We start from the raw sequence: 15,313 nt of genomic DNA, 5'->3' as shown, positions 1-15,313 counted from the left end.
GCGAAAGCCCAGTTCGCGGTTCCCCCGTGCGGAATCGGGCACCGCGCGCGTGCGGAACCTGACTAGCCGGACAGCGTCTGGCGGCCCGAGAGCGCCCGCGAGAGCGTCAGCTCGTCGACGAATTCCAGGTCGCCGCCCAGCGGCATGCCGGAGGCCAGTCGGGACACCCGCAGATCCGGGAAGTCCTTGAGCAGGCGGGCCAGATAGGACGCGGTCGCCTCGCCCTCGGTGTTCGGATCGGTGGCGAGGATGACCTCGTGGACGTCCGGCGTGGAATCGTAGAGCGGGTGCTCGGGGGTGGAATCCGCCAGCTGCCTGTCCGGCAGGACGCCGCCGATGCGCTGCAGCAGCTGCGAGATGGTCAGGTCCTTCGGCCCGACGTTGGCCAACGGATCCAGCGCGCCGCCGAGCACGTGGTAACGGCCCCCGTATTCACCGGTGCGCTCGATGACCTGGATGTCCTTGGCCTCCTCGACCACGCAGATCAGGCCCCGGTCGCGGCCGGAGTCGGCGCAGATGCGACAGACCTCCTCGCGCGAGATGTTGGCGCAGATGCGGCAGAACGTCACCCCGTCACGTACTCCGCCCAGCGCGGCGGTCAGTCGGTCGATGTCCTCCGGATCCACCTTGAGCAGGTGGAACGCGATGCGCTGCGCGGACTTCGGGCCGACCCCCGGGAGCCTGGAGAGCTCGTCGATGAGGTCCTGCAGAGGTCCTTCAAACATTAAAAAGCGCCCACCCTTTCACGGCTTTGAGTAACCGTTCCAGGATAGGCGTTGAGGGCCCGACTAGCCGAACAGGCCGCCGAGGGCGTCGCCGCCGCCGCCCTGGGCGAACGGCCCGATCTTCTCCTCGGCGATCTTGCCGGCCTGCGCGTGCGCATCCTCGTAGGCGCCGAGGATGAGGTCCTGGAGGGTCTCGACGTCCTCCGGATCGACGACGGAGGGGTCGATCTTGATGTCCTTGACAACCGCCGAACCCGTCATCCGCACCGTCACCAGGCCGTTGCCGGCGGTGCCGGTGACCTCGGAGTCGACGATCTCCTGCTGGGCCTTCTGCAGCTGCGCCTGGACCTCGGCGGCGCGGGCGATGATCTCGTTCATATCGGGCTGGCTCATGTGTTGTTCACTCCTGCGATTCGTGAGAATAGTTTTCCGGCCAGTCTACAAGCACGCAGGCTAGACGCGCTTGGCTCCCAGTTCCTCGCTAAGAAGCTCCACGGCAATCTGCATCGCGTCGCGACGATCGGCCTGCCCGGGTTCCTGCGCCTGCTTGAGCATCATCTCCTCCTCCTCGTCGCGGCTCAGCGCCGCCGGAGGCACGCTTGCCGACGCCCGCTGTTCCGGCCGGACAGCCGACTGCTGGGGCGGCTGGGCGGGTTGGGCCTGCGGGGCCGGCCGCTGCGGGGCCGCCTGGCTGAGCTCCGCCGGGTCATACGGAGGCTCCTCCGGTGGCGGAGCCATGTCCCCCGGCTCCGGCGGCAGTGGGACGCCGTTGCCGAAAGTGGGGCTTTCCCGCTGGCGCTGGGCACGTTCGGCCGCCGCCTGCGTTCCCTGGCGGGCGGCCTCCTGCCAGCCCGGGACGGCGGGCTCCTGATTCAGCGACTGCCCGGTCGGCGCCTGCCGGGAGGACGGCGGCTGCTCGGGCTGAGGCGGTGTCGGTGGCTGGGACTGCGACGCTTCGCCTCCGAGGGCCGCCGGTGAGCGCCATGCCGACGCCTGCGGTTCTGGCGCCGGTGCGGGAGCGGTCGGCTGAGGAGCCGGCGGCGACTGTTCCCGCGATCCGTGCTCAGCGGGTCTCTCCGGCTCCTCGGCGGGGTCGGGGACGTCATCGCCGCCCGTCGCTGCGGCATGGCCTTCCCTCGGGGTGGAGCGGGTCGGGGACCAGGCCGCGCTGGTCGGGGCCGACCTGGTAAATCCCGCGGCGGCCGGATCCGTGCCGATCACGCACTCCACCCGCAACGGCTGCGGCACGTAGTCGTTGACTACCGCGACGATGTCGTCGTTGTTGCTTGGGGTGTTCAGACGCTCCGCAAGCACCCCGGTGTTGTGCCCGAGCACGAGAGTGTCGTCCCGGACACCGAGAACCTTGGCCTGGGCAAGCATGATTCCGGCCGTGCGGTTGCGCTGCATGATCTCCCTGCGGATTGTGGCCCACTCGGTGCGCAGCTTCTCCCCCAGCTCCTCCGGGCCGGCTGTCGGTGCCACCGGTTCCCTGCGGGGTTCGGGCTGGGGCGCCCCCGGTTCGTCGCGAGACTCCTGCTGGACCTGCTGGGCGGGTGGTTCCTGCTGGGCCGGGGCGGGCGTGAAGTCTGGCTGGTGCCGCATGTCCGGTTCCTGCGGTTCCGGACGGGACTCCGGCGAAGCCTGATCGACGATCTGATCGACTGACTGGACCTGCTGGGCCGGTGGTTCCTGCTGAACCGGGGCGGGCGTGAAGTCTGGCTGGTGCGGCATGTCCGGTTCCTGCTGCTGCTCCGGACGAGCCGGGGCGGGACCGGCTGCCTGCGGCGTTCCCCGGGGCGGGGCGGTCTTGGCGCTGGCGGGGCCGGACTCGCGGCGCTGGCGCAGCCACCGGTCGGCGGCGGATTCCCCGGGGACAGCGTTCTGCGCCGATCCACCGGCGGACTCCACTGCGGCGTGCGCCTGGGACTGGGCCACGGAGGCGGCGGCGTCCCGACCGGACGGGGCGACCGGGGCCGGGGCGTGGCGGGATTCGACGAGGAGGTGGCCGAAGAGGACCTCGAGGAGGAGGCGGGCGGAGGTGGCGCCACGAAGGTCGCCGATGCCGTCGTTGAGGGTGGTGGCCAGGTTCGCGAGCTGGCCGCCGGTGAACTGCTGGGCCTGGTGTTTGAGCACTTCCTGACGCCCGGCAGGTGCGGTGACGAGGTCCAGTTCGAAGGCGTTGGGGACCGAGGCCAGAATCATCAGGTCACGGAAGTGATCCAGGAGGTCCAGGGCGAAACGGCGGGGGTCGTGGCCGGCCTCGATGACGTCGTCGATGGTAGTAAAGAGACGTCCCGCGTCGCCGGTGGCGAGGGCGTCGACGGTGGCGTCGAGAAGCCCGGCGTCGGTGATTCCGAGCAGCGGCACGGCCTTCTCGTAGGTCAGGCCCTCGGGGCCGGTGCCGGCTAGGAGCTGGTCAAGGACGGAAAGGGTGTCACGCGGAGAACCGCCGCCGGCCTGGATGAGCAGTGGATAGACGGCCTCCTCGATGAGGGCGCCCTCCTCGGCGGCCACCGAGGAGACGAGCTGCTTCATCGACTGCGGCGTCAGCAGGCGAAAGGGGTAATGGTGCGTGCGGGATCGGATGGTCTGGATGACCTTGTCCGGTTCGGTGGTGGCGAAGATGAAGATGAGGTGCGCCGGCGGCTCCTCCACGATCTTGAGCAGGGCGTTGAAACCCTCGTTGGTGATCATGTGGGCCTCATCGATGATGAAGACGCGGTACCGGGACTCCGCCGGCGCGTAGATCGCGCGATCACGCAGCGCGCGCATGTCCTCCACGCCGCGGTGGGAGGCCGCGTCCATTTCGGTGACGTCGAGGTTGCCGGGGCCGCCCGGCGCGAGGGAGACGCAGGAATTGCACACTCCGCAGGGGGTGGAGGTCGGCCCTTCCACACAGTTCAGGGAACGGGCGAGGATACGGGCCGAGGAGGTCTTGCCACAGCCGCGCGGACCGGAAAACAGGTAGGCGTGATTGATCCGGCCATTGTCCAGCGCCACCGACAGAGGTTCGGTGACCTGCTCCTGGCCGATGAGTTCTGCGAATGTCGCGGGACGATATTTCCGGTAGAGAGCCACGGGTGTCAGCCTACCCGGCCCGCCGGGCACGATCGATTAGCCAGTGGATCGGCCGGGACGCCGCGAGCCGTTCCGTTAAATTCCGAGGTGGGAATCGACACGGATCGCCCAATTGCCCGGGAGGCGCGACCGCATGGGAACGCGTGAGCCAGGGCACCCGACCTCGGGTACCGGACGCATCCCACACTCTGCTGCGCTATCTTCAATTGACTGCCACATTCGTTCTCCCGAAGGGACCCTCAACCAGTGAGTGAACAGGTTCGCGACGACATCCGCCTCCTCGGCCGCATCCTCGGCCGAGTCATCGCCGAGCAGGAGGGCGAGGACGTATACGAGCTGGTGGAGAGCACCCGGCAGCTGGCCTTCGCGGTGGCCCACGGGGAGGCGGACGCCGAGGCGCTGCTGGCGACCTTCCGCAACGTCGACGAGAACAAGATCAACCTCGTCGCGCGCTCCTTCAGCCACTTCGCGCTGATGGCGAACATCGCCGAGGACCTGGACGACCAGTCCGCGCTCGCCGCCGCCGAGGACGCCGGGGAGGCCGCCCCGGACGCGACCCTCGAGGGCGTCCTCGACAAGCTCAGGGATCCGGGCGCGGTGAAGAAGGGCGACGTCGCGAAGATTCTGGCCAACGCCCAGGTCTCGCCGGTGTTCACCGCCCACCCCACCGAGACGCGGCGCCGCACGGTTTTTGACGTGCAGAAGCGCATCGTCGAGCTGCTGCGCGAGCGGCACGGCATCGTCGACCTGCCGGAGACTCCGCGCCGCTCGGCCCGTCTCGCCGAGATCGAGCGCGAGATTCACCTGCGTATGACCCTGCTCTGGCAGACCGCGCTGATTCGCATCGCGCGTCCGCGCATTGAGGACGAGGTCAACGTCGGCCTTCGCTACTTCAAGCTCAGCCTGCTCGAGGAGGTCCCGGCCATCAACCGCGACACCCTCGACGGCCTGCGCGAGATCTTCGGCGACGCGGTGCCCGACCGCCAGATCGTGCGCACCGGCTCGTGGATCGGCGGCGACCACGACGGCAACCCCTTCGTCACCGGCGACACCCTGACCTACGCCACCCGCAAGGCCGCCGAGACCGTGCTGACCTACTACGTCGAACAGCTCGGCGAGCTCGAGCGCGAGCTCAGCCTCTCCGACCGCTACTCGGACAGCTCCGACGCCCTCCAGGAGCTCGCCGATCGGGGCCGGAACAATGTCCCCAGCCGCGTCGACGAGCCTTATCGACGCGCCATCCACGGCGTCCACGGCCGCATCCGCGCCACTCGTTCCGCGGTCGTCGGCTCCGCCCCCTCCGGCAAGTATGAGCCCTATGACTCCCCCGGGGAGTTCAAGGCGGATCTCGACGTCATCGACCACTCGCTGCGGGAGTTCAACGACGCGATCATCGCCGACGATCGGCTGCTACGACTGCGCTCCGCCGTCGACACCTTCGGATTCCACCTCAACGCCCTCGATCTGCGCCAGAACTCCGAGTCCTTCGAGAACGTCCTCGACGAGCTCTTCTCCCGCGCCGGCGTCACCCCCTCCTACCGGGACCTGAGTGAGGAGGACAAGCGCGGGATCCTCGTCGCGGAACTGACCTCCGCGCGGCCATTGACCTTCCCCTGGGCCGAGCCCTTCAGCGAGGAAACCGAACGCGAGCTCGGCATCTTCCGGGCCGCCGCCAACGCGGTCAACACCCTGGGCCCGGAGGTCATCCCCCACTGCATCGTCTCCATGACGGGCACGGTCAGCGACGTCCTCGAGCCGATGGTCCTGCTGAAGGAAATGGGCCTGATCAGCTTCGACCCGGAACAGGGCCGCGTCATCGGCTCCGTCGACGTCGCCCCGCTCTTCGAGACGATCGACGATCTCAAGGCCGGCGCCGCCATCCTGGAGGAACTCTGGAACGTGCCCGTCTACCGCCAGTACCTGCGCGGCCGCGGTGACATCCAGGAGGTGGTCCTCGGTTACTCCGACTCCAACAAGGACGGCGGCTACATGTCCGCCAACTGGGCGCTTTACGACGCCGAGCACGCCATCGTCGAGGCCTGCGCCGCCCGCGGCCTCGACCTTCGCTTCTCCCACGGCCGCGGTGGCGCGGTCGGCCGCGGCGGCGGACCGACCTACGACGCCATCCTGGCCCAGCCGAAGGGCGCGGTTCAGGGCTCCATCCGCATCACGGAGCAGGGCGAGGTCATCTCCGCCCGCTACGGCACCGGCCCCACCGCCCGCCGACACCTGGAGGCGTTCGTCGCCGGCACGCTGGAGGCCTCGCTGCTCAACACCGAATCCCTCCGGGAGCCGGAGCGCGCCTACGCCATCATGCGCGAGATCGCGGAGCTGGCCGGCCGAAAGTACGGCGACCTCATCCGCCGCGATCCGGGCTTCATCGACTACTTTACGCAGTCGACGCCGCTCCACGAGATCGGCGACCTCAACATGGGCTCACGCCCGACCGCGCGCAAGCAGACCTCCTCGGTCTCGGATCTGCGCGCGATTCCGTGGGTGCTGTCCTGGTCCCAGTCGCGGGTGAACCTGCCGGGCTGGTTCGGCGTCGGCACCGGCGTGACCCGCTGGGCGGGCGAGGACGACGCCCGCTGGGCGGATCTACGCACCCTGTACCGGGCCTGGCCGTTCTTCCAGTCGGTGCTGGACAATATGGCCCAGGTCATGGGAAAGGCGTCGATGGACCTGGCGAAGCTCTACTCGCGTCTGGTCGACGACCCGGAGGTGTCGCAGCGCATCTTCGAGACCATCGAGGCGGAGTACGAGCTGACCCGTGAGGTGTTCCACCGAATCACCGACCACACCTCGCTGATGGCGGGCAACGATCGTCTCGAGCGTTCGGTGGAGCGCCGCTACCCCTACCTGCTGCCGCTCAACGCGATCCAGATCGAGCTGCTGCGCCGCTACCGCGCGGGCGACGATTCCTTCCTGGTGTCCAAGACGATCCAGGTCACCATGAACGGCCTGGCCACCGGCCTGCGCACCTCGGGTTAAAGGGGCGCCGCCGGCGGGCACCTAGTCGCGCTGCCAGTCGGAGTCGTCGGTGCCGCGGCGACGCAGGCGTCGCTCGAGCCCCTCGACCCCGCGCTCCCGGGCGATCTCGTACTCGTCGTCAAGCAGCATGACCAGCTCCAGCGGGACGATCATCATCCCCTCCTGACTGAGGTGCGGGGTCTGCCCGTCCCAGAAGCGGGGGGCGATGAGCAGTCCGCTGGTCATGGTCGTGCCGGGCAGGGCCAGATCCGGCAGCAGCACACCGGGCTGGGCGGCGACGGCTCCCGCCATCTCCTTGAGCCGGGCTGCGGCCCGGGTGACGGCCCCGACGGCGAGTTCCGCCGGCCCAGACGTGCGGGTGACGAGCTCGACACGGACGGACGTGTCCGCGTCGTCGGCAAGCGTCAGCCCGGAGTCGAGCTCGTGCAGGTCGTAGGTGAAGGCGAGGTTCCCTTCCCCCCACTGCCCGTAGGCGACGCGGGAGCCGTCGACCTTGCGCATCTCGAGCTGGGTGGGAAAGAGCGTGGAGAGCCAGTAGGCGACCTGTTGGTGCAAACTACGCCCCCAGCTTCTCGACGGCGGCCAGCAGCACGCAGGTGGCGACGCCGTCCATCGCCTCGGTGATCTCCGCCATCGGCGGCAGGGACGGGGCGAGACGGATATTGCGGTTGTTCGGGTCATCGTGCAGCGGGAAGGAGGACCCGGCCTCGGTCAGCGCGATGCCCGCCTCCTTCGCCAGCTCGACGACACGGGACGCGGTGCCGTCGATGACGTCGAGGGAGATGAAGTAGCCGCCCTCCGGCTCGGTCCAGCGGGCGACCTCGTACTGGCCAAGGCGGTTCTCGAGGATGTCGAGGACGGCGCGGAACTTCGGGGCCAGGATATCGGAGTGACGCTGCATGACCTTGCGCACGCCCTCGGCGTCGCCGAAGTAGCGGGCGTGGGCCAGCTGGTTGACCTTGTTCGGGCCGATGCCGCGGGTGCCGGCGATGCCGGTGTACCAGGCCAGGTTCGCCGGGGAGGAGGCCAGGAAGGAGACGCCGGCGCCGGCGAAGGTGACCTTCGAGGTGGAGGACATGTACCAGAAGCGGTTCGGGTTGCCGGCCTGTTCGGCGTAGTCGAGGACGTTGGTGGAGGTCCGGAAAGAGTCGCCGAGGGTGTGGATGGCGTAGGCGTTGTCCCAGACGATGCGGAAGTCCGGGGCGGCGGTCTCCATCTCGGCCAGGCCCTTGGCGATCTCGTCGGAGGTGGTGATCCCCGACGGGTTGGAGTACATCGGGACCAGCCACATGCCCTTGACGGACGGGTCCTTGACCAGTTCCTTGATGGCGTTGAGGTCGGGGCCGTCCTCGAGCATCGGGACGGTGACCATCTCGAAGCCGAACTTCTCGGAGATGGTGAAGTGGCGGTCATAACCCGGGACCGGGCAGATCCAGCGGACCTTCTCCTCGTCCTTCCACGGGCGTTCGGAGTCGTTGGTTCCCCAGATGTAGGAGTAGGAGACCAGGTCGAACATGATGTTCAGGCTGGAGGCGTCACCGGCGATGATCTGATCCAGGTTGATGCCCAGCAGTTCCGCCCAGATCTCGCGGATGTCCCGGATCCCCTTGAGGTTGCCGTAGTTGCGCACGTCGACGCCGTCGGCGTCGACGTGGTCGCCCTTGCCCGGCAGTTCCAGCAGGGCTTCGGCGACGTCGAGCTGCTCGGCGGACGGCTTGCCGCGGGTGAGATCCAGCTTGAGGCCGCGGGACTTCAGCTCGTCGTAGTCCCTGCGGACGTTCGTGGCAAGGTCGGCCAGCTGATCGGCGTTGAGGTCGAGGAGTGACACGGTGGGAGTCCTTTCCTATGTGTTCCCGGTGCGGTTCGGGCTGGTGCGCCACGACGCTCACGCGTCGGCTTATCCGGCCGCAGGCCCGACGTTTCCCCTATGACGCTACCCTTTTATCCCCCCATTCCCCGCACCCCGGACGCAATGATCAGCCAGTTGCCAACCATTGCCCGCCACGGGCCACCGACGGTTTCGGCCCGGCCAACCCCGGATCCGGGTGCCGCCGGGCCCATTCCGGGCGCTCTCCGAACGTCGGCGTTCAGGTTCGGACATTAGGGGTGCCCGATTGACATCCTATTGATCTTATTAAAAGCCCCCTTCAGGGGGTGCATGGGGGATGAGCTGCATGGATACGGACCTATTCCAGAAAACGCATTTCCGATACCCGGCCTTTAATATTCCTTAATTTCCCCCGGAATGGGGCAATTGTGCCGAGCGCGCAAGTAAGAACTTCCCCTGTTGCGCAGGTCACCCATATGGTTCCTTTTGTATCGCACGACACATCATCTCCGGCGCGCGGGGCGGACCACCCTGACGGCGACGGAATTCACCACATCCTGAGGAGGGTGCTCACCATGACTGACACTCTGGCACACCAGATCAACCGGCTGAACGAGGCCGCCGCCGCGGCCGACGGCCAGATCCGGGACCGGGACGCCGCGGAGTCCAACTGCCCGTACCTCAACGGCGAGATCGTCGACACCGCCGACTTCTTCGGCAACACCGGCGTCCCGGCGGGCCAGGGCTGGGATCCGCTGTCACAGGAGTTCGTGGACTCTCCGTGGGACTACGTCAAGAACGGCTTCGAGAACGAGCCGGTCTTCTTCTCCAAGAACGCGGACGGCGAGCGCGACTACTGGGTCGTCACCCGCTACGAGGACGTCATCAAGGTGTTCAAGGACACCGAGAACTACACCGCCAACACGGCGCTCGAAAAGGCCATCCCGATGTCCGAGGACGCCAAGGACATCCTCGACGACTATGGCTACGACTTCCGCGACACCATCGTCAACACCGACCAGCCGGTCCACAACCCCCGTCGCCGCGCCCTCGAGGAGCCCTTTAACGTCGAGGAGCTGCGCAAGCTCGAGCCGATGGTCCGCGAGACCGTCGACGGCTACATCGACAAGTTCATCGACAAGGGCGAGGTCGACATCTTCGATGAGCTGCTGCAGATCTCCCCGCTGACCGTCGCCCTGAAGTTCATGGGCGTCCCGGCCGAGGACATGCACAAAATCCACGTCTACTCCAAGGCCCACGCCACCGCGACCTGGGGCCGCCCGGACAAGGACGCCGTCCTCAAGAACGCTGAGGACAACGGAAAATTCTGGCAGCACTCCCAGCGCGTCCTGCACAAGCTGATGATGCAGGAGGAGCACACCGAGGCCCCCGGCTGGGTCCCCCACTCCATCCGGGCACACCGCAAAGACCCGGAGTCGGTCCCGATGTACTACCTGCGCTCCAAGACCATGTCCGCAGTCACCGCCTCCCACGACACCACGGTCAACTCCATCTCGAACATGCTCATCTACCTGTTCACGGAGCGCCCGGACGTCTGGAACCTGCTCAAGGACAGGCCGGAGCTGATCCCGAACGCCGTCGAGGAGTCCCTGCGCATGAACGGCGGCTCCCACGCCTGGCGTCGGGAAGCCATCAACGACGTCGAGATCCGTGGCGTCAAGATCCCGAAGGGCTCCCGCATCCTGCTGGTCACCTCCATGGCCAACCGCGACCCGGAGGTCTTCCCGGACCCGCACACCTTCGACCTCTACCGCGACAACGTCACCAAGCACCTGCTCTTCGGCTACGGCATGCACCTGTGCATGGGCCGCAACCTGGCCCGCCTGCAGATGCAGGTCCTGCTGCAGCAGCTGCTCAAGCGCCTGCCGCACATGGAGCTCATCGAGCAGGACGACTACGGTCGCGCACCGTCGGTCTCCTTCCGCGGCCCGTCCACCCTCAAGGTCAGGTGGGACGTCACCAAGAACCCGGAGCGCCTGGGGGAGATCTCCGAGGAGAACCCGGAGATCATCTACAACGGCCCCAATCGCGCCCTCAAGACCCGTTCGATGAAGGTCGTGGAGACCGAGGACGTCACCGACAAGATCCGTCGCATCGTCCTGGCCCCGTCCGAGGGCGCCGCCTTGCCGGCCACCTTCTCGGGCTCCCACATCGAGATCAACGCCGGCGGCCTGAACCGCCAGTACTCGATCGTCGGCGCCGAGGGAAACACCTGGGAGATCGCGGTCCAGCTCGAGGACGACTCCCGTGGCGGCTCCAGGTGGATTCATGAGAACCTGCACGAGGACGCCATCGTCGAGGTCCGCGGCCCCCGCGCCAACTTCCGCTTCGATCCCGACGCCACGAAGCTCATCCTGGTCGGCGCCGGCATCGGCATCACCCCGATGATCGCCATGGCCGACGAGGCCAAGGCCCGTGGCATCGACTACGAGCTGCACTACTCCGGCTCCTCCAAGACCACGATGTCCTACCTGGAGCGCATCGTCCGCGACCACGGCGGCAACGCCAACCTCTACGTCTCCGACGAGGACGGCCGCATGGACATCAGCCAGTTCGCCGACCGCTACGAGGCGGGCACCCAGCTGCTGACCTGCGGCCCGGACCGCTTCACCAACGAGGTCCTCGAGGTCACCAAGGACTGGCCGGCCGACACCGTCCGCCGCGAGTCCTTCACCGCGACCAACCTGCTGGACCCCACCCAGAACGAGGCCTTCACGGTTGAGCTCTCCCGCTCCGGCGAGACCTTCGAGGTCCCGGCCAACATGACCCTGCTCGAGACCCTCGAGGAGGCCGGCAAGGAACTCTACGCCGAGTGCCGCGAGGGCATCTGCGGCACCTGTGAGGTGGGCATCGTCTCCGGCGAGGCCGAGCACAACGACCAGGTGCTCACCGACAAGGAGAAGCAGGCGAACAACTCGATCATGACCTGTGTCTCCCGCGCCTGCCGCGGCAGCAAGCTCGTCATCGACCTCTAACCCGACCAGATATAAAAGGAGAACATTTTCATGGCACACGTTGACATGTGGGACATCTTCAAGGACGTCCCCCAGGAGAAGCTGGTCGGCCACTTCGAGAAGTACATGGCCGACCACGAGGAGAAGTCCCTCCTGGAAGGCAGGTCCCAGGACGAGCTCGGCGAACTGCTCGTCACCGCCTCCACCGGCGCCGAGGATGACTACGCCGTCACCAAGATCTTCGACTACGCGCTGAAGTTCCTGCGCAAGGACGGCTAAGCCCCGCCCTGCGGCCCCCTGCCCCGGCAGGGGGTTCCGTCGTTTCCGGGCACACAAAAAGGGCCAGGTCACTCGACCTGGCCCTGCTGCCTATGCGGCGGAAAATTAAGGGGACCCCACGCACCCGTCAGAGCTCGTTGACCCTTGCTGCATTCCTGCCCTGGGGGAGTTCACAAGATGGCGCCACGCGGGATCCTGCAGCCATCCTAACCCATCAGGCACCCGCAAGGCCAAACGCGCGACGGCACCCGACATCCCCGCTCCGACCTGCAATTTTGGGAAGCGGCATGTTTACGCTAAAGTTATCCCCCGAAGCGCAGTGCGCATCGCTGGAGGATTCGACTAGCGGCCTATGTCACACGCCTGGAACGCGTGCGGGTTTCACGACCCTCGTGGGTTCAAATCCCACATCCTCCGCCACTCAAGAAACCCGGTAGCCCCGTGCTACCGGGTTTCTGGCATTCCGGGGTGCCGCCCACCCCGCCCACGCCCTCAGCCGACCCAGACCCAGGGCTCCCGGGGCAGGGTGGCCGGGTCGAAGTCCCCGAGCAGCCCGTCGAGGGTGGTCACGCCGGGACAGCCCACGGACTCCGCGAGGCGGGTGACGACGTCGGTGACGGAGGCGTCGGCAAGCATCTGGCGCAGGGTGACCGCACCGTCGCGTTTGGCCAGCCGGGCACCGTCGGCGTTGAGCACGAGCGGCACGTGGACGTAGGACGACTCCGGGTAGCCGAGGACGTGCGCCAGGTAGGCCTGGCGTGGCGCCGAGGAGAGCAGGTCATCGCCGCGCACCACCTGGTCGACGCCCGCCGCCCCGTCATCGAGGACCACCGCGAGGTTGTAGGCGTAGTCGCGCCCCTGGTCCGCGTTGCCTCCGCGGCGCAGGATGAAGTCGTCGACGACGCCGGTGTAGGAGCCGGCGTAGAAATCCTGCACGGTCCATTCCGTGGCCGCGGCGCGCAGGCGCAGCGCCGGAACACGACCGGCGGCGGCGAGCTCGGCGCGTCGTGAAGCGCGCTCGACCTCGCTCAGGTCCCGGCAGGTGCCCGGGTAGGAGCCGGGGGCCACGTGCGGCGCCGAGGAGGCGCGCTGGATGTCCTTGCGCGAGCAGTAGCACTCGTAGTGCGGCAGCGACGCGATGGCGGCCCGGTAGGTGTCGAAGAGGTCGGACTGGTAGATCACGTCCCCGTCCCACTCGATGCCCAATGCCGCGAGATCCGCCAGCTGGCGCCGCGCGGACTCCCGCGAGGAACGCTGCGTGTCGATGTCCTCGACGCGCATGAGAAAACGGCGGCCCGTCTGGCGGGCGAAGAGCCACGCCAGCACGGCGGTGCGCAGGTTGCCGAAATGAAGGTCCCCGCTTGGCGACGGCGCGTAGCGCCCAGCCCCGGTGGCAGCAGAAGTCATGACCACCAGGCTAGTGGGGCATAATGTGCGCCTGTGACAACTACTCAACCCAGGTCGGTACGACTGAACTCGGTGATCTTCCCGGTGCTCGTGGCGCTGGCGTCCACGGTGTTTCTGGTCTCCAACATCACCGCCTCCAAGGGGGTGCAGATCGGCCCGTTCGTGCTGGACGCGGCGTTCTTCCTCTTTCCGCTGTCCTACATCGTCGGCGACGTGATCTCCGAGGTCTACGGCTTCCGCAACGCGCGCCTGGCCATCTTCACCAGCTTCGGCGTGACCATCCTCGCGGTCCTGAGCTTCTACGTCGCGATCTGGCTGCCGGCCGCCGACTTCTACGGGGGCCAGGCGGAGTTCGCCGCCACCCTGGGGCTGGTGCCGCAGATCGTCGTGGCCTCGCTGTCGGGCTACCTCGTCGGCCAGTTGCTCAACGCGTGGACGCTGACCCGGATGAAACAGCGCACGGGCGAGCGGAGCATGTGGGCGCGCCTGCTCGGTTCGACGGTGGTCGGCCAGTTCGGCGACACGCTGCTCTTCTGCGCGATCGCCGCCCCCGTCATCGGCATCAGCACCGTGGCCGACTTCGCCAACTACGTGGTCGTGGGCTTCCTGTGGAAGACCGGGATGGAGGCGGTGCTGCTGCCGCTGACCTCGCTGGTGATCCGCTGGGTCAAGAAACGCGAGGAATACTAGGGCCGGTTTCGGTGCCCGATTCTGCCTGAGCCGAGCCGCGACCTGGGCGGACAGGACGGCGGATGCGGAATCGGGCACCCCTACTTCAAGGAGGCGTAGTAGCGCCCCAGGAACTCCTCGCGGTACTCGTAGAAACGGCCTTCGTCGATCGACGTCCGGATGTTGTCGACGAGTCGCACCGTGAATTCCACGTTGTGCATGGTGCACAGCGTGCCGGCCAGGTACTCCTTGGCCTTGAGCAGGTGGTGGATGTACGCGCGGGAGTAGTTCTGCGAGACGTAGCCGCCGAACTCCTCGTCGATGCCGCTGAAGTCGCGCTTGAAGCGGGCGTTGGTCAGCGTCATGCGTCCGTCGAGGGTGTAGACCCCGCCGCGGCGCGCCAGGCGCGTGGGGGCCACGCAGTCGAAGGTGTCCGCGCCCGCCTCGACCGCGGCGAAGAGGTCGTCCGGCTCGGAAATGCCCAGCAGGTGGCGGGGCTTGTCCTCGGGCAGCTCGTCGCAGACCCAGCCGACGATCTGGCCGAGGTTCTCCTTTTCAATGGCGCCGCCGATGCCGAAGCCGCCGAAGCCGCGGCGGCCGTCCTCCCGTGCCCGCCGGTCGAGCTCGATGAGTCCCCGCGTCGCGTCGCGGCGCAGATCCTCGTACTGCGCGCCCTGCACCACGCCCCACAGGGACTGCTTCTTTTTGTCGGAACGAAGTTCCGTCAGCCGGTGATGCTCGTCCAGGCAGCGCTGCGCCCAGCGACGGGTGCGTTCCACGGCCTCGCCCTGGTACCGCTTCGAGTCGACCAGCGTGGTCAGCTCGTCGAACGCGAAGAGGATGTCGGCGCCCAGTCCGTGCTGGATCTGCATGCTCACCTCCGGGGTGAAGCGGTGCCGGGAGCCGTCGATGAAGCTCTTGAAGTCGACGCCGTCCTCGTCGACCTGCGCCAGACGCTCCTTCTTCTCCGCCTTGATGTCACCGCGCTCGAGACCCTTGGTGTCCATGGCCAGGGTCTTTTTGAAGCCTGCCCCGAGGCTCATCACCTGGAAGCCTCCGGAGTCGGTGAAGGTCGGGCCCCGCCAGTTGGTGAACCGGGACAGGCCGCCGGCCTCGTCGACCAGGTCGTGGCCGGGCTGGAGGTACAGGTGGTAGGCGTTGGCCAGGATGGCCTGGGCACCGGTCTGCCGGATCTGCTCGGGGGTGAGCGTCTTGACCGTCGCCTTCGTGCCGACGGGAATGAACGCCGGGGTGGCGATATCGCCGTGCGGGGTCCGGATCACCCCGGTGCGGGCATTGACGCCGGGCTTGTCGACGTCCGCCAGGCGTGTGCCCACCTCAAACTTCAGGTCCTCAGTCAT

Annotated in this window: 11 protein-coding genes, 1 tRNA gene and 1 other RNA gene; 5 read left to right on the top strand and 8 right to left on the bottom strand. The window is 67.5% G+C overall.

The annotated features are described in order from the left end of the window. Window positions 1-62: 62 nt before the first annotated feature. From CGUA_RS00975 to CGUA_RS00965, 3 genes are all read right to left on the bottom strand, one after another. Entirely contained in the window at window positions 63-725 is a 663-nt protein-coding gene (locus CGUA_RS00975; protein ID WP_290196804.1) for a recombination mediator RecR, read from the bottom strand. Between the two features lie 63 nt (window positions 726-788). Beyond that, window positions 789-1,118: a YbaB/EbfC family nucleoid-associated protein gene (locus tag CGUA_RS00970; RefSeq protein WP_290196802.1), complete on the bottom strand. Its 330-nt coding sequence runs from the start codon at window positions 1,116-1,118 to the stop codon at window positions 789-791. Between the two features lie 60 nt (window positions 1,119-1,178). After that, entirely contained in the window at window positions 1,179-3,803 is a 2,625-nt protein-coding gene (locus CGUA_RS00965; protein WP_290196800.1) for a DNA polymerase III subunit gamma and tau, read from the bottom strand. A gap of 246 nt (window positions 3,804-4,049) precedes the next feature. On the opposite strand from CGUA_RS00965, the gene ppc reads away from it, so the two are divergent. Next, the gene (gene ppc / locus CGUA_RS00960) at window positions 4,050-6,794 is read left to right on the top strand and encodes a phosphoenolpyruvate carboxylase (protein WP_290196798.1); all 2,745 of its coding nucleotides are present in this window, start codon (window positions 4,050-4,052) and stop codon (window positions 6,792-6,794) included. A 21-nt stretch (window positions 6,795-6,815) separates the two neighbouring features. On the opposite strand, the gene CGUA_RS00955 is transcribed toward ppc, so the two are convergent. Both CGUA_RS00955 and CGUA_RS00950 read right to left on the bottom strand, forming a co-directional pair. Then, on the bottom strand, window positions 6,816-7,349 hold the full coding sequence (locus CGUA_RS00955) for a suppressor of fused domain protein (protein ID WP_290196796.1): 534 nt from the start codon (window positions 7,347-7,349) through the stop codon (window positions 6,816-6,818). 1 nt (window position 7,350) lies between these two features. Next, complete coding sequence (locus CGUA_RS00950; protein ID WP_290196794.1) at window positions 7,351-8,622, bottom strand: aspartate aminotransferase type Ic; 1,272 nt, start codon at window positions 8,620-8,622, stop codon at window positions 7,351-7,353. A gap of 575 nt (window positions 8,623-9,197) precedes the next feature. Here CGUA_RS00950 and CGUA_RS00945 point away from each other — a divergent pair. Together CGUA_RS00945 and CGUA_RS00940 are read left to right on the top strand one after the other, a co-directional pair. Next, on the top strand, window positions 9,198-11,618 hold the full coding sequence (locus tag CGUA_RS00945; RefSeq protein ID WP_290196792.1) for a cytochrome P450/oxidoreductase: 2,421 nt from the start codon (window positions 9,198-9,200) through the stop codon (window positions 11,616-11,618). A 30-nt stretch (window positions 11,619-11,648) separates the two neighbouring features. Continuing rightward, window positions 11,649-11,876, top strand: a complete 228-nt coding sequence (locus tag CGUA_RS00940) for a hypothetical protein (RefSeq protein WP_290196790.1) — start codon at window positions 11,649-11,651, stop codon at window positions 11,874-11,876. A 102-nt stretch (window positions 11,877-11,978) separates the two neighbouring features. On the opposite strand, the gene ffs is transcribed toward CGUA_RS00940, so the two are convergent. Continuing rightward, window positions 11,979-12,076, bottom strand: an RNA gene (ffs, locus tag CGUA_RS00935) — signal recognition particle sRNA small type. A gap of 131 nt (window positions 12,077-12,207) precedes the next feature. On the opposite strand from ffs, the gene CGUA_RS00930 reads away from it, so the two are divergent. Further along, window positions 12,208-12,296: transfer RNA gene (locus CGUA_RS00930), tRNA-Ser, on the top strand. A 72-nt stretch (window positions 12,297-12,368) separates the two neighbouring features. On the opposite strand, the gene gluQRS is transcribed toward CGUA_RS00930, so the two are convergent. Further along, complete coding sequence (gluQRS, locus tag CGUA_RS00925; protein WP_290196788.1) at window positions 12,369-13,283, bottom strand: tRNA glutamyl-Q(34) synthetase GluQRS; 915 nt, start codon at window positions 13,281-13,283, stop codon at window positions 12,369-12,371. Window positions 13,284-13,346: 63 nt separating this feature from the next. On the opposite strand from gluQRS, the gene CGUA_RS00920 reads away from it, so the two are divergent. Beyond that, window positions 13,347-13,973, top strand: a complete 627-nt coding sequence (locus CGUA_RS00920) for a queuosine precursor transporter (RefSeq protein ID WP_374725080.1) — start codon at window positions 13,347-13,349, stop codon at window positions 13,971-13,973. A gap of 80 nt (window positions 13,974-14,053) precedes the next feature. Here CGUA_RS00920 and tgt read toward each other — a convergent pair whose 3' ends face one another. After that, a complete protein-coding gene (gene tgt / locus CGUA_RS00915; protein ID WP_290196783.1) occupies window positions 14,054-15,313 on the bottom strand; it encodes a tRNA guanosine(34) transglycosylase Tgt in 1,260 nt (419 codons plus the stop codon).

The sequence above is a fragment of the Corynebacterium guangdongense genome (assembly GCF_030408915.1).
GTDB classification, from domain to species: domain Bacteria; phylum Actinomycetota; class Actinomycetes; order Mycobacteriales; family Mycobacteriaceae; genus Corynebacterium; species Corynebacterium guangdongense.
Note: the sequence above shows the minus strand (reverse complement) of the source record. Positions and strands in the feature narration are given on the sequence as shown.

Excerpts from the sequence above, each read along its gene's own strand:
- CGUA_RS00970 (WP_290196802.1), bottom strand. The coding sequence starts at position 1,118 with ATGAGCCAGCCCGATATGAACGAGATCATCGCCCGCGCCGCCGAGGTC.
- CGUA_RS00945 (WP_290196792.1), top strand. The coding sequence starts at position 9,198 with ATGACTGACACTCTGGCACACCAGATCAACCGGCTGAACGAGGCCGCC.
- gluQRS (WP_290196788.1), bottom strand. The coding sequence starts at position 13,283 with ATGACTTCTGCTGCCACCGGGGCTGGGCGCTACGCGCCGTCGCCAAGC.
- CGUA_RS00975 (WP_290196804.1), bottom strand. The coding sequence starts at position 725 with ATGTTTGAAGGACCTCTGCAGGACCTCATCGACGAGCTCTCCAGGCTC.
- tgt (WP_290196783.1), bottom strand. The coding sequence starts at position 15,313 with ATGACTGAGGACCTGAAGTTTGAGGTGGGCACACGCCTGGCGGACGTC.
- CGUA_RS00940 (WP_290196790.1), top strand. The coding sequence starts at position 11,649 with ATGGCACACGTTGACATGTGGGACATCTTCAAGGACGTCCCCCAGGAG.